This window comes from Amycolatopsis sp. TRM77291 (assembly GCF_054166285.1).
Genome location: NZ_JBSZHF010000001.1, coordinates 4,709,719 through 4,730,559 on the forward strand (window position 1 = coordinate 4,709,719; position 20,841 = coordinate 4,730,559).

Here is a 20,841-nt window from a genome sequence, read left to right on the forward strand (position 1 = left end):
GCAACGATCTCCTGTGCTGCGTGTTCAACGCGGCAGATACGGTCCTCGGCATGACTCTGCGAGCCGCGGCGGTGCGGCGGAAACCGGTCGCCGATCTGATCGCCGACAGTGATCACGGCACGCTGAAGCGATCCCTCGGCCTCGGGCAGCTGACGATGCTCAGCATCGGCGCGACGCTGGGCAGCGGGATCTTCGTCGTGCTCGGCGAAGCGGTCCCCGTGGCGGGCCCCGCGGTGGTGCTGTCGTTCGTGCTCGCCGGTATCACCGCGCTGTTCTCGGCGCTCTCCTACGCCGAGCTCGCCGGAATGATCCCGGTGTCCGGTTCGTCCTACTCCTACGCCTACGCGACGCTCGGTGAGCTGGTCGCCTGGGTCTGCGGCTGGTGCCTGGTGCTCGAATACGGCGTCTCGGTGGCGTCGGTGGCCGTCGGCTGGGGGCAGTACCTCAACGAACTGCTGCGGCTGGCGTTCGGTTTCGCCATCCCCGACGCGTTCAGCCAGCCCCCGGGCTCGGGCGGGATCGTCAACGTCCCGGCCATCGTCGTCGTGCTGCTCGCCATGTTCCTGTTGCTGTCCGGCGCGAAGGAGAGCGCGCGGGCCAACGCGATCATGGTCGTGATCAAGGTCGGCACGCTGGTGCTGTTCTGCGCGATCGCGTTCTCGGCGGTGCGGGCGGCGAACTTCGCCCCGTTCCTGCCGCTCGGCCTCGCCGGGCTGAGCGCCGGTGCCGCGAAGCTCTTCTTCTCCTACATCGGTTTCGACGCGGCTTCGACCGCGGGCGAGGAGGCGAAGAACCCGCAGCGGGACCTGCCGAGGGCCATCCTGCTCTCGCTCGCCATCGTCACCGTGCTGTACTGCCTTGTCGCCGTGGCCGCGGTCGGCGCCCTGCCGTGGCAGGACTTCGACGGCAAGGAGGCCGCGCTCGCGCACGTGCTCGGCGCCGTGTCCGACAACCCGCTGTGGGCCGGATTGCTGGCCGTCGGCGCGATCGTGGCCATCTCCAGCGTCGTGCTGACCGTCCTCTACGGACAGACGCGCATCCTGTTCTCGATGTCCCGCGACGGACTGGTCCCCGCCTCGCTGTCCAAAGTGGACCCTAAAACGGGAACGCCCCGGATCAACACCCTGGTGGTCTCGGGCTTCGTCGCGACGCTGGCCGCGTTCGTCCCGCTCGGGAAGCTGGCCGACGCCACCAGCATCGGCACGCTGTTCGCCTTCGGGCTGGTGAACGTCGCCGTCCTGCTGCTGCGAAAGCGGCAGCCGGAGGCGCCGCGCTCGTTCCGGGTCCCCTTCTCCCCCGTCACGCCGATCCTCGGGGTGCTGTGCTGCGGCTACATGATGCTCAGCCTCGACGGCGAGACCTGGATCGTCTTCGCCGGCTGGATGGCGCTCGGCGTGGGCATCTACTTCGGTTACAGCATGCGCCGATCCAGGCTGGCCGCGGATTCGCCCGTTCGCCGCCATAATTCCTAGCCTGTCCAGCCCTAGTACGAGCCGGAGCATTGAAGTGACGGTGATCGGTAGGGGACACTTCCGTCCGCCCCCACGGAAAACCCCTACCGTGAACCGAGGTCCCCATGCGCCGATATGGCATTACCGTGCTGACCGCGTGCCTCGCCCTGTCCCTCACCGCATTCCCCGTCTCCGCTACCGCGCAAGAGACGGCGGCGGCTCCCTTCTGTTATGAGGAACCAGTACAACCGAAAGCCGATGTCAGTGACATAAAGGCCGGTTTCCAATCCACGAAGTGGTTGCAGACGATCCAAGCCGTGTACAAGCGGCGCTGGCCCAGCGGCGAAGCCCTCGCGATCGCCCAGGCCAAGGACAAGTACTTCAGCCAGTTCGTGAACAAGACCAGCTTCAACGCGCTCGCCGAGTCCCTGATGGTGGCGATCCACGAAGAGACCCACATGTGGGACCTGGATCCTTCGAGAACGTCGTGGGACGTGTACGTCTCGGCGTGGATCGACGCTTCCCGCAAGGCGATGAAGGTCCCGATCCACGGCGGATTCCCCCGCCGCGAGATCCTGCCGCTGATCACTGACGATCTCACGCGTTCTATGGACGACATCTACCTGCGGGACCAGCAGCAGGGTTCGTATCGGATGCAGGGGGTCATCGCGGAACTCAACGCCGGGCTCATGGGATTGCCCGCGGCGAGCGTCGTCGCCGAGTACATCCAGGGCGTCGGCGCGAGCAATTCGCGGGACATCGCGGCCACCAACATGCGTTACCTTCAGCTGTACCTGCGGGTCGCCAAGACCAAGCATCCCGATTACTGGGCCAAGATCAAGGCACAGCCCGAGTTGCGCGAATTCGTGCTCGTCGAATTCCTCCGGACCGCCTACTGGCTGGATCAATCCGCGCCCCACGCCGCCAAACTCGGCAGCGCGGACGTGGCCAAGATCGTCGCCAAGAACTACGCACCGGAGAACGTCGCGATCATCGAGGAGTTCACCGGCGCCAAGGTGAACACGGGTGCGGCCAGGAACTGCACACTCTGACGCCGCGCGGCTCGCCGGGTCGGCGGACCCGGGTCCGCCGACGGCGAGCCGTCCGTCACGGCACGAAGACCGGCTGGTCCAACACCCAGAGCCAGGATCCGTCCGGCTGACGGCGGGCGACCTCGATGGTCGCCTCACCGGTGGTCAGCGTGGACGCCGTGAGCGCGAGGTCGCCGCCCACCAGCGCCGGATGCTGCCTGCCCGGCAGGAGTTCCGGCGCGGCCGCGACGAACTCCTCGTACACCTTGCGGATCTCCGCGTGCCCTTTCGCGATGTTGCCCGGTGGGAACGCCAGCACGGCGTCCGGTTCGTACAACGCCACCAGTCCGTCGACATCGCCCGCGTTGCCTCGCTCGATGAAGAATCTGCCCAGATCGTTCGGCTCGGTGGCCACAGTCCTGCTTGTCATGGGGATGAGCCTCGCAGCGAATCACGACATCCTGTGTCGTGTATTCCGCTAGAGTTCCGGCCATGCGCGCCGACCGGCTGGTCTCACTGGTGCTGCTGTTGCGGCACCGCGGCCGCCTGTCCGCGACCACGCTCGCGCGCGAGCTGGAGGTCTCCACCCGCACCGTGTTGCGCGACATCGAGGCGCTGTCGGCGGCGGGTGTCCCGGTGTACGCCGAACGCGGCAGGCACGGCGGTTTCGGGTTGCTGCCCGGTTTCCGGACCGAACTCACCGGGCTGAACCACGACGAGGCGCTCGCGTTGCTGATCGCCGGATCACGGCGCGGAGCGCAGGCTTTCGGGCTCGGCTCGGCGCTCGCGTCGGCCATGCTCAAGGTGGTCGACGCGCTGCCGGAAGGCCAGCGGGACACCGCGGCGGGCGCGGCCCGGCGGCTGCTCATCGACCCGGAGACCGACCTGCTTTCGCGCCGGGTGGCCGCCGAAGAGGTGCCGGACACCGTCGTCTCCGAGGTCCGGCGCGCGGTGTTCGCGGGACATAAGCTGCGCATCCACTACGCGGCCGAGGGCAGGGCACCGCGGTGGCGCACAGTGGATCCGATCGGCCTGGTCACCGTCCGGGACCGGGGCTATCTGCTGGCCACGAGGTCCGGCGAGGACCGGACCTACCGGCTGTCCCGGCTGCGGGCCGCCGAGGAACTCCCCGAACCCGCGCAACGCCCGGACCGGGTGGATCTGGACCGGACCTGGCAGGAACGCAGCACGCGGTTCCGGAGCGGCGGGGACCAGGTCGCCGTGTCGGTGCTGGTGGATCCGGCGCGGCGGGGCGAACTGGTGGGCACCGCGCTGGCCGTACTCACGGAGGAAACGGCCGAGGACGGGCGGCTGCGCATGGAGGTGACCTTCCAGGACGCCCGGCACGCCGAATGGGCGTTGTGGCAACTCGCCACGGACGCCGAGGCCGTCGGCCCGCCTTGGTTGCGCGCTTCCCTGCGGGATCGGGCCGTCGCGATCAGCGGCCGCTATGGCGAAGGGTGAGGCCGAACGCCGCGTGGCGGGATAATCCGGCCATGACGAACGCCGCCCCGGCAAGGGCAGCCACGACTTTCAAGGTACTGCTGAAGGAGTACCGCGTCCGGGCAGGCCTCACGCAGGAGGGACTCGCCGAGGGGTCCGGGGTGAGCGTCCGCGCCATCAGCGACATGGAACGCGGGATCGCCAAGAGCCCGCAACGCCGGACGATCGAAGCGCTCGCCGCGCCGCTGTCGTTGTCCGACGACGAGCTGACCGGCCTGCAGAAGGCCGCGCGGCAGGGCCGCGCCCCCGCGCCCGAAAGCCACGGCGCGCACCTGATCGGCATCCTGCCGGCGGACGTCGACGACCTCACCGGCCGCGAAAGCGATCTCGACGCGTTGCGCGCCCTTTCGGCGGATCTGGCCGCCGGGCGCCGCAGGTCCGGGCGGGTCGCGATCCTGAGCGGACCTCCTGGGACCGGCAAGACCACCCTCGCGGTCCGCGTGGCGCACAACCTCGACGGGGAGTTCCCCGACGGCAGGCTTTTCCTGAAGCTGCGCGGAATGTCGGCCGAGCCGGCGAACCCGGCGGACGTGCTGCATCTGATCCTGCGTTCGCTGGGTGTCGAGGCCGTCCGCATCCCGGCCGATCAGGAGGACCGGGTGAGCCTGTGCCGCTCCCTCCTGCAGGACCGGGCCACCCTGATCGTCCTGGACGACGCGGCCGACGAAGCCCAGGTGCGCCCGCTGCTGGTCGGCGGGCCGCGATGTCTCACCCTGATCACCGGCCGCCAGATGCTGGTGGGGCTGGAAGGCGCGAGCAGGCTCGCCCTCGACGTGTTCGGCGAAAACGACGCGGTCGCCTTGCTGTCGACCATCATCGGGGCGGACAGGGTCGCGCGGGAGCGGCGGGAGGCGCTCGAACTGGTCGAACTGTGCGGGCGGCTGCCGCTGGCGCTGCGGATCGCGGGCAACCGGCTGGCGAGCCGCCCGACCTGGCCGTTGTCACGGCTGGTGGAGCAGCTACGGGACCGCGGCCGGCGGCTGACCACACTGACCGCCGGCGATCTCGACGTGCGCAGCGTCTTCGAACTGTCGTACCGGCAACTCAGCCCGAACGCCGCCGTCGTTTTCCGGCGGCTGTCGCTCGTCCCGGCGGCGGACTTCTCGGCGGGCGCCGCGAGGACGCTCATCGAAGCGGCCGACGAGGAAGACGCCGCCGTCTACCTGGAGGAACTGACCGACGCGAGTCTGCTGCAGACGTCGCAGGAGAACGGGCGGTACCAGTTCCACGACCTCCTTCGGGTCTTCGCGACCGAACGGCTGGCCCGCGAGGAAACCCCTGACGTCGTCGAAGCGGCGGAAAACCGGCTGGCCGGTTGGCTGGTGAGCACCGCGACGGCGGCGGGCCGCTACTTCCACCCGACCGACGGCGTCAGCCCGCCCCCGGTCGCGACTCCGTCGTTCGGTGACCACTGCGGAGCGGGCAGGTGGCTCGAAGCCGAGCTGAAGAACTGGCACGCCGCGGTCAAGAGCGTCGCCGCGCGCGGTGACCACCGGGCGGTGCTCGATCTGGCCGAGTCCATGCATTGGTATTCGGAGATCGGCGGGACCGCGAGCACCTGGTACGACGTGTTCGAACTCGCCGTGAACGCCGCCATCGCGCTCGGCAGCGACCGGGACGAGGCGGTCCACCGGAACTATCTGTCCTGGGTGCAGGCTTCGCTGTGCGGTCAGGCGGACGAGGCCGTCCGGATGGCCAAGCTGGCATGGGACGCCGCGAAGAAGGCGGGCGACCGGCGCGAACAGGGCTGGGCACGGGTGTACCTGACGAGCGCCCATGGCCCCGAAACGTCACCCGAGCTCTTCGACGAGGCGGTGCGTCTGTTCGAGGAGGCGGACTATCCGCTCGGCGTCCATGTGGCACGGACGATGCGGGCCTCGCACCGGTACCGGGAGGGCCGGTACGACGAGGCCGCCGAAGAGTTCGACGCTTGCGTCCGCTACTTCGCGCCGGACCACGGCGGCCCGCGGACTCCGGTGGACGACACCAACTACGCGTACGTGCTGCTGCGTTCGGCCCGGAATCTGGCCGCGCTCGACTCGGCCGATCGGGCACTCATGCAATGCGAGACGGCACTCGGCCTGTTCCGTCGTCACGGTGCGGCCATGGGGCAGGCCCGCGCGCTCCAGGAGACCGGACGGTTCATGTGGCGCCAGGGCGATCACGCGAACGCGCGCCGCCGGTTGTCCGAGGCCGAGGAACTCTACGAACGCATCGGGCTGACGCAGGCGCGGATCGACACGATCGGAGAACGGGCGGCGCTGTCCGAGGAGATGGGCGACCCGGCGTCGGCGCGCGCGGACCGGGAACGCGCCCGGGGTCTCCGTGACCGGCTCGGTCGCTCCGATGTGGACGGTTCGGGTCGTTAGGCCGATGCTGGTCCAGGCGTGGGGTCCAGCGGCCGACGCCTTCAGCCTGGGACTCGTTGTCCAGGACCGGTTCGCCTGGGGGTGGTTCCGGTTCGAAGCGCGTTGGCCGTGTCCGAGGCCATCGGCTCCGCGTCGCCGCTGAACAACTGGCACGAACCTAAGCCGGGGCGACGTCCGGGTCCAGGCAGGCTTCCCGGCAGAACGGGGCTGGTGGTTTCTGCCGGTTGGTTCGGGGCTGGACGGTGGTGGACCGGGCGGGACGCTGATTTCGAGGCTGAGGGCAGGCTCGCGCGTCCACGATGCCTGGCTCGGTCGTTGATGTCCTGCGGGCATGCCGAAGGGCCCGTCGCCTGGGTGGCTGGCGGGCTCCTCGGGGGTTCAGCGGTGGTGGAGGGTGTTGCGGCGGGGTTGTCGGAGCGGGTCTCGGTATTGGGGTGGGATGAATTCCGGTAGTCCGTCGGCGGCCATGCGGACTTCCCAGTCACCGTGGTGGATCAACCGGTGGTGGAAACCGCACAGGAGCACGAGATTGCGGAGGTCGGTGGGTCCGTTGTCTGCCCAGTGGATAATGTGGTGGGCGTGACAGTTCTTGGGTTTCCGGTGACAGCCGGGGAAGGCGCAGCCGCCGTCGCGGATGTTCAACGCGCGTCGTTGCCCTGGGGTGACGAATCGTCGTAGCCGTCCCATATCGAGGGGTTCTCCGGCGGCGCTCATCACGACGGGCAGCATGAGGCAGTCGCAGGCGGCGAGTCGGGCTTCGCGGGCGGTCATCGTGCCGACGAAGTCGAGGCAGGCGGTGCCGAGGCCGGATTTCAGCTCGTCGAGTCCGATGGTGACGTGCACCAAGGTGCGGTAGCCGCTGGTGCCGGGTTGGTCGGGGCACGCGATGGCCAGGTCGAGGAGTTCGGCCCAGGCGTCGCCCAGGCGTTCGCATTTCATCCGCAGGTCGGCTTGGCCGAACTCGTCGACCGGCCGTGGCTGGGCGTAGGCCTCGAGTGCGGCGGCGGTGCGGGCGCCGGTCTCGTCGTCCAGGAGGCCGGTGAGTTTCCAGAAGCCGTCTCTGCGGCGTTCCAGGGTGATTTCGCGGCGTGGTTCTTTGGGTTCGGGGTCTTGGGGTTCGGTGCCGTCGGGGTCCAGCCACCCCAGCAGTTTCGCTTCAGCGTCCACCAACTGGTGGGGACCGGCATTCGGGGCGAGGTTGGCGAGGATCTTCTCCGCGACCGCCCGATCCTCAACCGAGGTATCGGCGGGCAGCCTCTTCAAGATGTCCAGGATCTGATCGATCCGTTCGTCCCCGACGAGCCCTTCGGCGGCGACCGCGGCGGTCGCGGGTGCCACGGCCGGGGCTTCGGTGCCATCCAGGTTCCGCGTCGGGTTCAAAGCGACCGCCCGCTTCACCACCGCCCCCGCCTCAGCCCGCGACAACCCCGCCAACTCCGCGAACCAGCTCGCCGTACTGCCATGCCCATACAAGTCTTTCGCGCCCCGAGACTCGACCTCCGCCAGAAACCGCCCCAAACCGGCGGTGGCCATCCGAATCACCCGCAACGACTGCTGCACACCATGCGCAAGCTCCAGCTTGCCGGCACGCCACAGTTCTTGCGGCAACTCGGGGAGGAAGGTCTCGGACACGCCTCCATAATACCGAAAACCATCGAACAGATGTTCGTAATTATAAGCGACAAGCGAAACGCGCATACAACACTGAAGGGTGATTCGGTCGCCGCCAGTGAACACGCAATGGGTACGTCACCCGCACGCCGCCGAATCGGCTCCGGCGAGCCGGAATCCGGGTGCCGAGCTCGACGGGCCCGCGCCGAGATCCCGTGCCCCGAAGCAATTAGCCGACTAATTGCGAAAGGGCCCACCGGTCGACGGCCCATACCTGCCAGGCGCGGCGCTACCGCTGTACTCCCTGAGACCGGCGACCAGTCCGGCCACATCGGGAACGTTCTCGAACCGCCGCCGGTGCACATCGGCGATCTTCGCGCCGATCTCCGGATCCGGATCGTCGGTGACGTCGTAGGACACGAACCTGTCGATCAGCGGCAACCCGAGGCGGTCCATTTCGAGATGCGCCGGGTGATTCATGTACTCCTCGTAAGCCTCGATGTCTTCGAGCACGGTTACGGCGCCATAGTCGAATTGGGCACCGAAGTCGGGGCCGACGACACGTGCTTTGATGACGGGAATGGCGTTGATATGATCACCCATCCGCGCCAGTCCCGCCGCTTTGTCCTCTTCGGAAACGCCGCCCTTGAGCGTGAACCGGATGCAGTGATAGATCACTGCACGGAAAAGTGGTCGCGGGCGAATTCGGTGACGTCGCGCGCGGGTTTCCCGGTCAGTTCGGCGACGGCCGTGTGCACTTCGGCGGCTTCTCCCCTGGCGTAGTGCGCGTAGTCCTCGATGAGGCCGTCGATCTGCCACGGCGGAAGCAGACCGGCCAGTGCCGCGGCGAACTGATCGGCGGAGGTGTCGTGGAAGGTGACAGTCCGCCCCATGGCCGCCGAAAGCGCCTGGGCGATCTGGGCGTGGGTCACCGCACGCGGTCCGGTCAGTGTGTAGGTCCGGCCGGCGTGCCCCGTTCCGGTCAGCACGGCCGCGGCGGCGTCCGCGATGTCCCTGGTGTCGATGGCGCTGACAGCGGCGTCGCCGATCGGGGCGGCGAGGAAACCCTGTTCGATGGTGCTGGAGAAGGCGAGCAGCGCCTGCAAATACAGGTTGGGACGCAGCACGGTGTATTCGATCCCGAGTGCTCGGACGTGCCCCTCGACTTCGGCGTGCCAGCGCAGGAACCGCACCGGCGAGTCGGCGCGCGCCGCGTACTGCGAGAGCAGCACGAGCCGGTTCACCCCGGCGTCCCGGGCGAGGTCGGCGAACCGGATCTGGAGCGAGGCGGCGTCGGGAGCGGAAGGGCTGTTGAGGAAGACCGCGTCGACGCCTTTCAGCGCCGCGCCGACCGCGTCGGGATCACGCAGGTCGGCGACGACCGTTTCGGCGCCGGGGATGGTCCGCCCGGGGTCCCGGGTCATCGCACGGACGGCGACCCCTCGGGCCAGCAGGGCGGGAATCAGGGCGGATCCGATGGTTCCGGTCGCGCCGGTCACCAGGATGGTGTCCATTGTGGAATGTCCTTTCTTGACGGAAGTCAACGACGGGTAGAGAAGAGCGACGCCGCGAGGGCGATGACGACGAGCACGGCTTCACCGAGGAACGCGGTCGTGAACGAGATGTCGCCGTGCGTCCCAGCGGCGCCGATGGCGATTCCGGCGAGCGCGGCCAGCCCGACCGCGCCGCCCAGTTGCTGCGCGGCGTTCACCAGTCCGCTGAGCAGGCCCGATTCACCGTCCGCGCTGTCGCGTACCGCCATCGCCGTGGCGTTGACGGCACCCAGCCCGAGCCCGGTGCCGATCAGCAAGAACGCGCCCAGCAGGCTGATCGAGAAGCCGCTGGTCGTGGGATCCCCTGCCAGCCAAAGGAATCCCGCGAGCAGTACGACGAGGGCGGTCGGCAGCGCACGGCCGAGCCCGACCCGTTTCGCCAGCATGGGTGCGAGAACACTGCCCACGATGATCATGACGGCGAGCGGGAGCTGGGCCATGCCGGTCGCCAGCGGGCTCATCCCGAGCACGTCCTGCTGGTACTGCGGCAGGAAGAAGAACAGGCTGGTCAGGGTTCCGCCGATCAGCACCATCACCACGTTCGCGGTGACCACCGGCTTCCGGCGGAACACGCCCAGCGGCACCAGCGGACGCACAGAACGCCGTTCGACGAACACGAACGCCACCAGGGAAACCAGCCCGGCCACGAGACCGGCGATCGTGCCGGGCGCGGTCCACCCGGCGTCGGAGGCGGAGACCATGCCCAGCGCGAGCCCGGAGATCCCGGCGGTGATCGTGACGGCGCCCAGCGCGTCGAACCGGCCCGGCCTGCCCGGCACCGGCGGCACGGCGCGCCACACGACGATCGCCCCGACGGCACCGAACGGCACCGGGGTCACGAACACCGACTGCCAGCCGAGCAGTTCGGTCAGCGTGCCGCCGAGGAAGACGCCGACGAGACTGCCCGCTCCGGCGACCGCGCCCCAGATCCCCATCGCGCGGGTGCGCTCCGCGGGCGACGAGTAGAGGCCGAGTACGAGCGAGAGCGCGGCGGGCATCAGGACCGCCGCCCCGATCCCCTGCCCGATCCGCCCGGCGATCAGCAGCCCGCCGGTGGTGGCCAGCGCGCAGAAGGCGCACGCCGCGAGGTAGACGGCCATTCCCGTGAGGAACACCTTCCTGGCCCCGAGCACGTCCGCGAGACGGCCGCCGAGCAGCAGCAGGCCCGCGAACGTCACCAGGTAGCTGTCCACGACCACCGTGAGTTCGGCGGCGGTGAGCGCCAGACCTTGCCGGATCGTGGAACCGGCGAGGTTCACCATCGCGGCGTCGAGGATGACCAGGAACATGGCGCTCGCGAGGCCGAGCATCGCCACCCCGCGCGAGATCCGTTTCGTCGCTCGTACTGTCATGCCGCCACGATCGCGCGGGCACCGGTCCGCTCGCGTCGGTGACAATCGCCTACTTCGCCTCGCTAGGGTTCGGATCATGCCCACGACGTCCCCTCGTCCGCTCGTCGGCAGACGAGACGAGATCGATCGCCTCCTCGCCCTGGTCCAGGCGGCCGGCCGGGGCGAGGGCGGGGTGCTCGTGCTCCGCGGCGAGCCGGGTATCGGCAAGAGCGCGCTGCTGGACCACGTCGAACGAGCGACGGCGGCGGAGTTCCAGGTCATCCGCGCGTCCGGGTCGGAATTCGAGGGTGAACTGCCGTTCGCGGCCCTGCATCAGCTGTGTGTCCCGGTGCTGGCGCATCTCGACGAGCTGTCGGCCCCCTACCGCGAATCCCTTCTCGTCGCTTTCGGGCTGGCCGATGGCGCGCCGGACCCGTTCCGCGTCGGTCTCGCCGCGCTCGAACTGCTGGCGACCGCCGCGGGGACGCGTCCGATGCTGTGCGTGGTCGACGACGCGCACTGGCTGGACACCGCGTCGGCGAGGGCGTTGACGTTCCTGGCGAGGCGGATCGCGGCCGAACCGATCGCGATGGTGTTCGCCGCCCGTGACCAGGATCCGGTGCGCGGGCTGGACGAGTTGCCGGGACTGACGGTCGGCGGCCTGAGCGATACGCACGCGCGTGCCTTGCTGGCCGAAGAAAAAACCGTGACGCTGGACGAGCGCGTGCGCGATCGCCTGCTCGCCGAGGCCCGCGGCAACCCGCTCGCGCTCATCGAACTGCCGAAGGCGGGTGGTTTCGCGCCGCCGGCGCCGTCGCCGATCGCGAGCCGGATCGAGCGCAGTTTCCGGGCCAGGATGGCGGAACTGCCGGTAAACGCGCGGCGGTTGCTGACCCTCGCGAGCGCCGATCCCACCGGCGATCCCGGTCTGCTGTGGGCGGCGGCGCGACGGCTGGACATCGACGTGCCCGCCGCGAGTGCCGCGGCCGAGGCGTCCGGGCTGATCCGGTTCGACACGCGGGCGCGCTTCTGCCACCCCCTGGCGCGCTCCGCGGCGTATCGCGCGGCCGAACCGGAGCAGCGCCACACGGCCCATCGAGCGCTGGCCGAAGTCACCGACCCGGAAACCGCCGGAGACCGGCGGGCCTGGCATCGGGCCCAGGCCACCACCGGGCCGGACGAACAGGTCGCGGCGGAGCTGGAATTGTCGGCGTCGCGGGCGCAGGCACGCGGAGGGGTGGCCGCCGCGGCCGCCTTCCTCGAACGTGCGGCGGCGCTTTCCCTCGACCCCGCCAAGCAGACCGAGCGCACCCTCGCGGCCGCGCGGACCACACTGGAGGCGGGCGCGACGGACGCGGCGGCGGATTTGCTGGCCAGCGTCGACATCGCGACCTTGGACGTCCCCCAGCACGCCTCGGTCGATCTGCTGCGCGGGCGGATCGCCTTCGTCCAAGGCGCGGAGGGCGCCGTCCGCGGGCCGGAACTCATCTTGCGGGCGGCGGAGCGGCTCGCGGTCGTCGATCCCGAGCGGTCACGCGAGTTCTTCATCGCGGCGCTGGAAATGGGACTCGTGGTCGGCCGGGCCGCGGGGGTGCTGGACCGGGTTCTCGACGCGGCCCGCTCGGCGCCTCCGGCGTCGGGACCGCCGGACCTCCTCGACGCGCTGGTGCGGTTGACCACCGAAGGACACCACGCCGGTGTGCCGGCGCTTCGCCGGGTTCTCACCGGCGACGACGCGGGCTGGACCAGGACACCGGCACTGGCCACCGTGCTCGCGGGCGAACTGTGGGACATCGACCTGCACGCGACGATCGTCGACTGGCTGGTGCGGACCGGACGGGACACCGGATCGCCGATGACCATCCGGCTCGGCCTGTCCCAGGTGGCGTTGCACGCGGTGCTCACCGGGAACTTCGGGCGGGCGATGGCCGCGATCGCCGAAGAGGAGGCGATCGCGGACGCCGTCGGCGATCCGCCGCAGCTCTACCCGCGCGTGCATCTGGCGGCGATGCGCGGACGCCGCCGGGAAGTGCTGGACCTGTTCGCCGAAGCGACGACCCGCGGCAGCGGGCAGCTGACCGCGAACGCGCATTGGGCGACGGCCGTGCTGTACAACGGGCTCGCCGAGTATCCGGCCGCGCTGGACGCGGCGACCCGGGCCGTGGCGAGCGGCGACCTCTTCCTCACCGGCATCGCCCTGCCCGAGCTCGTGGAAGCAGCGGTGCGCTGCGGGAAGGAGTCCGTCGCCCGGTCCGCGCTGGACTCCTTGACCGCCCGCACGGAACCCGCGGGTACCCCCTTCGCCCTCGGGATCACGGCGAGCGCGCGGGCCATGGTCAGCGACGCGGAACCGGACCATCTGGAGGCGCTCCGGTATCTGGCGGAAGGCCCGCTCGCGGTGCACCTCGCGCGGGCGCGGCTGCGCTACGGCGAGTGGCTGCGCCGCGATGGACGACGTCGTGAAGCGCGTGAACACTTGCGCACGGCGCACGAACAGCTGGCGAAGATCGGGCTGGAGGCGTTCACCCGGCGGGCCGCCGACGAACTGCGGGCGACCGGGGAGGTCGCCCGCAGCCGCTCAGGCCATTCCTACGACCACCTGACCATGCAGGAGACGCATATCGCGCGCCAGGTCGCGGCGGGCGCCACGTCGAAGGAAGTGGCCACCCGCCTGTTCCTCAGCCCCCGCACGGTGGACGCGCATCTCCGCAACATCTTCCGCAAGCTCGGCATCACCTCGCGCAGGCAGCTGAGGGACATGCCCGATCTCCGCGACGCGGAGTTCAGCTCTTGACCGGATACGCCAACGGCTCGCCGTTCTCGCCCGCGCCGATACCCGCGTACTCGCTCACGAGCGCCGGGACGAGCCCGACGTCGTCGGTGGCCAGATCCTTGCCCGTCCTGGCGTCCAGCACGATCGGCTGACCGCCGCCGGTCTTGCCGTAGACGGCGCCGTGCCACGCGAGTGTGATGCCGGGAGCCACCCGGTTGGCCGCCTTGTCCGGCAGGGTCCAGAGCGGGGCCGCGGTCGCGGCGTCGTAGCCGGTGAGCACGCCGCCCGCGTCGCAGACGAGCACCGATCGTTCGTCGTGGCGGCAGGTTCCGTACGAGCTGGGGCCGAACTGGTCCTCGCCGTCGACCTTGCGCTTTTCCGCGCCGGTGGCCGGGTCGAGGAACAGGAGTGACGAATCACCGCTGCCGTAGTCGGTCCTGGTGAGCACGACCAGGGCCGGATCGGCGCGGACCAGGACGACCGCGGACGATCGCGCGGCGCCGGTCCATTTCTGGCCGCCGGTGGCCAGGTCGAGCGCGGTCGCCTGGAGCATCGAGGAGTTCTCGGCGACGTTGAAGTCGGCACCGACGACGACGTCGCCGTGCACACTGCCGGCCTCGTAATCCTTGCGCTCCCACAGGGTTTTCCCGTCGGCGGGGTCGAGCGCGACCGTGACGTGGTCGTCCGAGCGGCCGTACCGGGCGATGACGGCCTTGTCCGTGACGGCGACGACCTCGGTGACGGCGTTGCTCGCGTCGGCGTACTGGTCGTCGGAGACCTTGGTCTCGGACTGCCAGACCTTGGTGCCCTTCTCCCGATCCGCCGCGATCACCGACAGCGCGACGTAGCTGGGCGTGGTGCCCTTTTCCGGGATGACGACCGGGACCGCGGCCACGACGAGCCTGTCGCCGACAGCGGGCGGCCGTGGCCCCGTGGTGTTGACGAACGGACCGCTCTGGTTGTACGGGTCACCGGGCGTGCGCTCGAACGGGATGGTCCATTTCTGTTGCCCTGTCAGCACATCCACCACGTTCAACGCGGTCGGGGTGACGATGTGGCCGGTGCGATCGCGCAGCGTCATGAACAGCGAGGTGACGTGGCCCGCGACATTGGAACGCAACGCGCCCGGGGGAAGCGCGACGGGTGCGCCCTTGTCGAACGACCGGGGCGGGTCGGCGGTCTTCGCCTCCGGCGTGGCGGCCGTGGGTGGCGGCTCGGCGGCCGCCGAGCCGCTCGGGGCCGGGGCCGGGTCGTCGGTTCCGCAGCCCGACGTCGTGAGCACGGCCCCCAGGCAGGCCACGAAGACCAGAAATCGCCGCATTTGCGCACCTTCCCTGCTCGTTCCTCCGCTCCGGTCGGAGCCACGGCAGGACGTTAGCCGAACTCGCACCAGCTGTGTGGCACTTTCACCTAAAGTGTCACTACTGGCTGGTCAAGGCGCCGCGATCACCTCTGACGATCTGAACGTGCGCGGCTCGTCAGGTAGTAGTCACCCGGCCAGTTCAGTACTCGCTGTTCCCAGGCGGGCCGAAAAGGTGCCCTTCCCCCCGAGCCTGGCGCTGCCGCCCCACTGCGCCCTGCGCGAGCCCGAGCGACGGTGTCGCGAAAGCCACTTTCGGGACATCAGACGTCGCGAAAGTGGCTTTCGCGACGTCTGTGGGCCGGAGATCAGCCCGGAAGATCCTCGCGGCGGTCCACGTCGTGCCCGGTGCCGAGGTCGCCGCATTCGACGAGCCGCAGGTCCTGGCGTCCCNGCGAAAGCCACTTTCGGGACATCAGACGTCGCGAAAGTGGCTTTCGCGACACGTCCGGACCATGGGACATCGCCGCGGTAGGGGCTCCATCGCGACCTTCAGCGTCAATACCGAGAACTCAAGGGGCGCGCGCCGAGGTTCCGACGGTCCACAAAGGACGCAAGCCGGGCAGAAGGCGGTTTCCCGGTCTCGACCAGGACATATCCGCCCTACTCCTCGATAATACGTGACACGAACGGGAGGAGATGCCGATGCACGCACGGCCAGGTCCCGCTGAGATCGGCCGGATCGTGTTGCCGGACTGGCTGCCCAGGTGGTGCGTGGAGCACCTGGGAGCCGAGCCGGTGTCCGTGCTGTTCGAGGCGCGGTCGATATCGGCGGTGTTCGGGCTGCGGCTGGCCACCGGGCGCGACGTCGTGGTGAAGGCGCGGGAAGACGACGGCCGCGCCGCGTCGTGTGTCGCCGCGCAGGCACTGCTGGCCGACCGGGGGTTTCCGTGCGCCCGGCCGATCACGCCCGCGACGGGCGTGGGGGCGCTGGCCGTGCACGCCGAGGAATCCAGGCCCGGCGGTGAATTGCTGCGCGGTGACTCACCGGACGTCGCCGCGCGCTACGCGGCGGTGTTCGCCAGCCTGATGGACGGGCTGGCCGGCGTGGCCGTCTCGCCGCCGCTGCCGAATCCCCGCTGGATCCGCTGGGACCACACGGATCCCGGGTTGTGGCCGTCCATCGAGGACCTCGACCGGCGGGATCAGGACGCCGTGCCCGCGTACGTCGTCGAGACGGCCGGACGGATCCGCGAACGGCTGCTCGCCGCCGGCCTGCCCCGCGTACTCGGTCACGCCGACTTCGAAGCGCAGAACCTCCGCTGGCGGGACGGCCACATCTGGGCCGTGCACGACTGGGACAGCCTGGCGTGGCAGCCGGAGGCGGCGCTGGCGGGAGCGGCGAGCGCGGTCTTCCCCAAGACCGGGCCCGCCTTGCTACCGCCGATCGCGAGCTCCGAGGCGTTCTTGACTGCCTATCAGGACATCCGGGGCCGCCGGTTCACCACGGAGGAGCAGGAGGTCGCGTGGGCGGCGAGCCTGTGGCCGGCGGCGCACGACGTCCGCTGGGAAACGCTGCACGGCAGTCCCCCGGGTTCACATGACGCCGTCCGCGCACAGGTGGCCGAACGCCTGTGCCGGGCGAACGCCTGAAAGGAGATCAGCAGGCCTTGACGACGACCGAGTGCGCCTTGCCGCCGAGGTCGAGGACCCGCACGTTCCGGTTACCGGCGGGCACGCGGACCTGGTAGGCGCCGGGGTAGACCGGGTAGCCGAAGTAGCTGCCCGCCGGGGCCGCGCCGGTGCCCGCGATCATCGAGCCGTCGGTGCGGTGGATCGTGGTGGAGACCGCGCTGCCGCAGGTGTTGTAGATGATGATCTTGCCCTTGGTCGCGGCGGAGGCGGAGCCCGCGCCGAGGACCGAGATGACCAGGCCCGCGGTGGCCAGAACCGCGAAAGCGCGCCGGGTGGTCGTCATGGTGCTCCTCAGGATGTGCCGGGGTATCGGCCACAAGATATCCGCGGACGCGTCCGCGCACTGCCGGTCGAACGCACCACACGAGCTCAGTGCTTCGGCGCCACCTTGCCGATGGCGGCGGTGGCCAGCGCGGTCACCCCGTCCTTGACGGGCGCGCCGTCGGTCTGGTTGGTGTAGTCGACGTGGTACACGATGTTGCGATACCGGGCGGTGACCGCCACCGAGTGGCCGCGTTTTCCTTGCTCGACGAGCAAAGCCTCGTCGGCGTCCTTCACGTTCACCGAGACCCCGTTCCGGACCCGGCGTTTCAGGTGTTCCTTCGCGGCGTCCACCCCGGACTTCGTGCGCGTGGCACGGTAGACGTAGCCGGTGACGATCACGTGCGCCGCCCGGACCTTGTCCTTGATGAAGGTGTCGGTGTTGTTCCAGGCGCACTGCCCCTGCTCCAAGGAGTCCGAGGTCGAGTTGGCCGATCCGGCCTCGAAATCCGTCCGGCCGGGGATGTAGCGGGCCACCTCGCGCTTGTCGAAGACGGCACAACCGATCGGTGCCTTCGCCACGTCCTGTGAAGCGTCCACGGGCGGTGGCGCGTCGGAGTCGCCCTCCCTGACGAAGATCCAGTACCCGCCGAAAGCCAGCCCGAGCATCAGGACGGTGCCCAGCGCGAGCATCACGATCAGCAGCCCGGTCTTCTTCTTGCGAGGCGGCTGCCGGTAATACTGCTGCCCCGGTGGCGGCATGGGATACGACCCTGGCGGACCGGGCTGGCTCATCGAACTCCCTCGGGCGTCTTCCTCGGCGCGGTGCCGCGGGCATCCGGTCCCCTCGACACCGAATGCCCGCGACGCCCCCTGCTCCGGTGACGCTAGACCGATCGCGACCCCCGGGATGTCCGGTGAACGCCCTACATCGAAGCCTCGTTGAGCTCGGCTAGCGTGATGACGCCGTCGTCGAGTGCCCGGGTGACGAGCTGGCTCTTGGTGCGGGCTTCGCGTCCGACGTTCGAGTACTTCACGCGCACCCGGGCGATATGCGTGTCGACGGTCTTGACGGTGATGTGGAGTTTCGCGGCGACGAGTTCTTTGGAGGAGGCGGCGAACCATGCCCGCAGCACCTCGATCTCCCGTGGGGACAAACGGGGCCTGCCCGGGGAGTCGTCCGCGGCGAGCGCACCGGACAGCGACGGCGCCGTGTACGCCTGCCCGGCGGCGACGGCCCTGATCGCGGGTACGAGATGTCCCGGCCCCTCCCGTTTGGTCAGATACGCGAGCGCTCCGAGATCGATGCACTTGATCGCGGTGGCGTTGTCCGCGTGCTGGGAGTACACGACCACGCGGCGGCCGCTCTCGACCAGGCGGCGGAGTTCGCCGAAGTCCGGTTTGCCCGGCACCAGTTCGAGATCGAAGATCACCACGCCGGCGTCCGCGCCGGGGCCGGTCCACACGTCGCCGAGACGGTCTCCGGCGTCGATGAGACCGATCGGCGGATCCGCCTGCTCACACCAGTACCGCACACCCGCCGCGATCGCCGCGTGATCGTCCACGATCACCGCCGTGATCAGCTCTCCGCCGGCTGCCATTGGGCCTCCATCCAGACTGTTCCGTCTCCGTCGAAGATCTCGATCCGTACGTCCGGCGTGCCCGGTGTCGACGCGATCGGCTCGGCACAGTCCGCGACCACGTTGACCGACACCAGCCCGGGGCTGCCGACCACGGTGACCCGCGCCCAGGATCCGGCCGTCGCCAGCGCGGTGAGCGCGGCGTCGGTGAGGTCGCGCCGGACGGCCACCGGTGGCACGGGCCACTGGCCGCGTACGTCCAGATCGACCTCGACGCCTTTGCGGTCGGCGATGTCCGCGCAATGCCTCAGCTCGTGCAGCAGCGGGTTCTCCACCGCGTCGGTTTCGGCGAACAGCCGCCGCATCCGGGCCGCTTCGATCGCGCATTCTCGCTGTACCAAGGGATCCGATGGCGCGAGCGAACCGTCCGCCAGCCCGGCCAGCAACGGCACGGCGGTGTCGGCGAGCTCGGTGAGCCGCTGCTGGCGGCGGCTGTGCGCGCCGGCCGCGACGGCCTCCGCGGTGCGCAATCGTTCCAGTTCCCGGGTGGCCTCTGCCGCCCGCGCACCGATGCGGCCCAGCACGGCCGCGACCACGGCGACGCACAGCGGAAGGCCGATCACCGTCACCGAACCGGTCACGAACCGGGCCAGCACGCCCCGGCTCACGTCGTGGAACAGCAGCAGGTTCGCCAAGGCGAGCGACTCGTGCGCCAGCAGGAAGGCCAGCATCGTCCGCAAAGGACGGTCGAGCAGGACGACGATGCCCGCCCAGTTGGCCGCGCCGAACAGCCAGTCCACAGTGGTCGCCGTCTTGCCGTCCGGCAACGTCAGGTACGCCAGCGCGGACGCGGCCAGCACGAGGGCGACGGCGGGCCACCGCGCCATGCCCCACGGCCGCCGCCGTACGACCAGCACCACTTCCACGGCCAGCACCGCGTTCAACGCGGCCAGCGCGGCGAACTGGGCGGCGGGCAGGTCGTGGGATTTCAGGCCCCGCACCAGATTGCTCGTCCCGAGCACGTCGACGGTCAGGATCGCGACGAGCAGCACGGCGATCCGCAGCCCGCGCCTCAGCTGGTCGTGGGTCGCTTCGCCGCCGTTCATGCCGGCCACTTCAGCCGGACCACCGTGCCCGCCCCTTCGGCGGACGTGATCGCCGCCGTGCCACCGGCCCGGTTCATCCGGCCGTGCACGGATTCCCGCAGCCCGCGTCGCGCCGTCGCCCGATCACCGGCGGCGAATCCCTTTCCCTCGTCGGAAATCTCGACCGAGAGCGCCTGCGCGTCGCCGCTCAACCGGACTCTCGCGCGGTCCGTCCCCGCATGGCGGCGCACGTTGTTGAGCGCCTCCCGGATGGCTCCGGCGATCGCACCCGCCACCTCGGACGGCAGCGAAAGCCGCGGCGGTACGTCGAGCTCGACGGTCAGGTGGCCGTTGTCGAGGTCCGCGCGGAGCAACTCGACGAGGTCGGCCTCCGGCGAGGTTCGCTCATCGTCGAGGGACCGCAGCCGGGCCAGGTCCCGGCGAGCCTGCGGGGCCAGCCAATCCGCGTCCGGGGGCACTTGCCCGAGGCCGACCATCAGCAGGGTGGTGGCCGCGGTGTCGTGCAACGAGTTCGCGAGCTCCCGTTCGCCGGCGCGGACCGCCGCCGCCACGGCGGCCTCCCGGCGCACCTGCTCGGCCTCGGCCGCCGTGCGATCGGCACGTTCGGCGGCGCGGGTGACGAGCACCCAGGCCACCCTGGACATCGCCGACATCGCCGGCACCCAGAGCTGCGACGCGGTCAGGTGGAGCCCGGCGGCGTCGAAGACGACGAGCATCCCGCCACCGGCGATCAGCGCCGCGAGGCCGCCGGTCAGCGGCGGGGTGTGCCATTGCCAGGTCACGCACGCGAAGACGACCAGGAGCCGGAGCCAGCCCGTGTTGCCGTCCGCCTCGGCATCGGTCCAGAAGACAGTGAGACACAAGCCCAGCAGCACCACCACGTCCACGGCGATCGGGGCCCGCCGCGGCCACCATCCCTGCGCGCAGGTCCAGACCACGGCGACGGCGACCACCACGGCCGTGGCCGCGAACTCGTCGGGTGAGCTTCGGAGCAGGCCGATCGCCGCAATGGGCGGCAAGGTCGCGACCCGCACGGCGACGGCGTACCGGCGTCCGAAGCCGGTCAGCAGCCGCCTGGCCTCCCCCGCCACCCGCTACCTCGCCAACCGTCGAACCCGGCATACCTCGCGTGGGTGACGATACCGCCCGCCGACGTCGGGTAGTGCCGATTCCGGGGGACCGGGCCTTGACTCCTCCTCGGTGAATTTCCGCCGCCACCGCGCCACGGATCGGCGATCTCCACCCGGCCCCGGGCAGGGCCGAAGGCACAGTGCGGT

17 protein-coding genes and 1 pseudogene are annotated in these 20,841 nt (G+C 70.1%); 6 read left to right on the forward strand and 12 right to left on the reverse strand.

The window, feature by feature from the left end; translation table 11 throughout:
- Positions 1-50: 50 nt before the first annotated feature.
- Together ACXIZN_RS21745 and ACXIZN_RS21750 are read left to right on the forward strand one after the other, a co-directional pair.
- Positions 51-1,472: an amino acid permease gene (locus ACXIZN_RS21745; RefSeq protein WP_457956547.1), complete on the forward strand. Its 1,422-nt coding sequence runs from the start codon at positions 51-53 to the stop codon at positions 1,470-1,472.
- A gap of 296 nt (positions 1,473-1,768) precedes the next feature.
- Complete coding sequence (locus ACXIZN_RS21750; protein ID WP_126729420.1) at positions 1,769-2,503, forward strand: hypothetical protein; 735 nt, start codon at positions 1,769-1,771, stop codon at positions 2,501-2,503.
- A gap of 55 nt (positions 2,504-2,558) precedes the next feature.
- Here the strand turns inward: ACXIZN_RS21750 and ACXIZN_RS21755 are convergent, their stop codons facing one another.
- Positions 2,559-2,897 carry a YybH family protein gene (locus ACXIZN_RS21755; RefSeq protein WP_457960573.1) on the reverse strand — a complete coding sequence of 113 codons (339 nt, stop codon included), beginning with the start codon at positions 2,895-2,897 and terminating at the stop codon, positions 2,559-2,561.
- A 77-nt stretch (positions 2,898-2,974) separates the two neighbouring features.
- Between ACXIZN_RS21755 and ACXIZN_RS21760 the strand changes: the two genes are divergently transcribed.
- Both ACXIZN_RS21760 and ACXIZN_RS21765 read left to right on the forward strand, forming a co-directional pair.
- Complete coding sequence (locus ACXIZN_RS21760) at positions 2,975-3,946, forward strand: helix-turn-helix transcriptional regulator (RefSeq protein ID WP_126729422.1); 972 nt, start codon at positions 2,975-2,977, stop codon at positions 3,944-3,946.
- Between the two features lie 32 nt (positions 3,947-3,978).
- Positions 3,979-6,354, forward strand: a complete 2,376-nt coding sequence (locus ACXIZN_RS21765) for an ATP-binding protein (protein WP_457956549.1) — start codon at positions 3,979-3,981, stop codon at positions 6,352-6,354.
- A 378-nt stretch (positions 6,355-6,732) separates the two neighbouring features.
- On the opposite strand, the gene ACXIZN_RS21770 is transcribed toward ACXIZN_RS21765, so the two are convergent.
- The 4 genes from ACXIZN_RS21770 to ACXIZN_RS21785 form a co-directional block, all read right to left on the reverse strand.
- Entirely contained in the window at positions 6,733-7,986 is a 1,254-nt protein-coding gene (locus ACXIZN_RS21770) for a DUF222 domain-containing protein (RefSeq protein WP_457956551.1), read from the reverse strand.
- A gap of 216 nt (positions 7,987-8,202) precedes the next feature.
- Entirely contained in the window at positions 8,203-8,643 is a 441-nt protein-coding gene (locus tag ACXIZN_RS21775) for a Dabb family protein (RefSeq protein ID WP_457956552.1), read from the reverse strand.
- Positions 8,640-9,479: an SDR family oxidoreductase gene (locus ACXIZN_RS21780; protein WP_457956554.1), complete on the reverse strand. Its 840-nt coding sequence runs from the start codon at positions 9,477-9,479 to the stop codon at positions 8,640-8,642. Before ACXIZN_RS21780 ends, ACXIZN_RS21775 begins: the two co-directional genes overlap by 4 nt.
- A gap of 26 nt (positions 9,480-9,505) precedes the next feature.
- A complete protein-coding gene (locus ACXIZN_RS21785; protein ID WP_457956555.1) occupies positions 9,506-10,870 on the reverse strand; it encodes an MFS transporter in 1,365 nt (454 codons plus the stop codon).
- Positions 10,871-10,946: 76 nt separating this feature from the next.
- Here ACXIZN_RS21785 and ACXIZN_RS21790 point away from each other — a divergent pair, with 76 nt between their 5' ends.
- Positions 10,947-13,643: an AAA family ATPase gene (locus ACXIZN_RS21790; RefSeq protein ID WP_457956556.1), complete on the forward strand. Its 2,697-nt coding sequence runs from the start codon at positions 10,947-10,949 to the stop codon at positions 13,641-13,643.
- Here ACXIZN_RS21790 and ACXIZN_RS21795 read toward each other — a convergent pair.
- Positions 13,633-14,943 (reverse strand): outer membrane protein assembly factor BamB family protein, encoded by a 1,311-nt coding sequence (locus ACXIZN_RS21795; protein ID WP_457956558.1) that lies wholly within the window; start codon positions 14,941-14,943, stop codon positions 13,633-13,635. The genes ACXIZN_RS21790 and ACXIZN_RS21795 overlap by 11 nt on opposite strands.
- A gap of 347 nt (positions 14,944-15,290) precedes the next feature.
- A pseudogene (locus ACXIZN_RS21800) lies at positions 15,291-15,395 on the reverse strand (nucleotidyltransferase family protein); the annotation flags it as partial.
- A gap of 232 nt (positions 15,396-15,627) precedes the next feature.
- On the opposite strand from ACXIZN_RS21800, the gene ACXIZN_RS21805 reads away from it, so the two are divergent.
- On the forward strand, positions 15,628-16,575 hold the full coding sequence (locus tag ACXIZN_RS21805) for a phosphotransferase (RefSeq protein WP_457956560.1): 948 nt from the start codon (positions 15,628-15,630) through the stop codon (positions 16,573-16,575).
- A 7-nt stretch (positions 16,576-16,582) separates the two neighbouring features.
- Here the strand turns inward: ACXIZN_RS21805 and ACXIZN_RS21810 are convergent, their stop codons facing one another.
- The 5 genes from ACXIZN_RS21810 to ACXIZN_RS21830 form a co-directional block, all read right to left on the reverse strand.
- Positions 16,583-16,900 (reverse strand): hypothetical protein, encoded by a 318-nt coding sequence (locus tag ACXIZN_RS21810; RefSeq protein ID WP_457956561.1) that lies wholly within the window; start codon positions 16,898-16,900, stop codon positions 16,583-16,585.
- 86 nt (positions 16,901-16,986) lie between these two features.
- Complete coding sequence (locus ACXIZN_RS21815; RefSeq protein WP_457956563.1) at positions 16,987-17,673, reverse strand: hypothetical protein; 687 nt, start codon at positions 17,671-17,673, stop codon at positions 16,987-16,989.
- 131 nt (positions 17,674-17,804) lie between these two features.
- A complete protein-coding gene (locus tag ACXIZN_RS21820; RefSeq protein WP_457956564.1) occupies positions 17,805-18,479 on the reverse strand; it encodes a response regulator in 675 nt (224 codons plus the stop codon).
- Positions 18,458-19,564 (reverse strand): hypothetical protein, encoded by a 1,107-nt coding sequence (locus ACXIZN_RS21825; RefSeq protein WP_457956565.1) that lies wholly within the window; start codon positions 19,562-19,564, stop codon positions 18,458-18,460. Before ACXIZN_RS21825 ends, ACXIZN_RS21820 begins: the two co-directional genes overlap by 22 nt.
- Complete coding sequence (locus ACXIZN_RS21830; protein ID WP_457956566.1) at positions 19,561-20,655, reverse strand: sensor histidine kinase; 1,095 nt, start codon at positions 20,653-20,655, stop codon at positions 19,561-19,563. Before ACXIZN_RS21830 ends, ACXIZN_RS21825 begins: the two co-directional genes overlap by 4 nt.
- Positions 20,656-20,841: the final 186 nt, after the last annotated feature.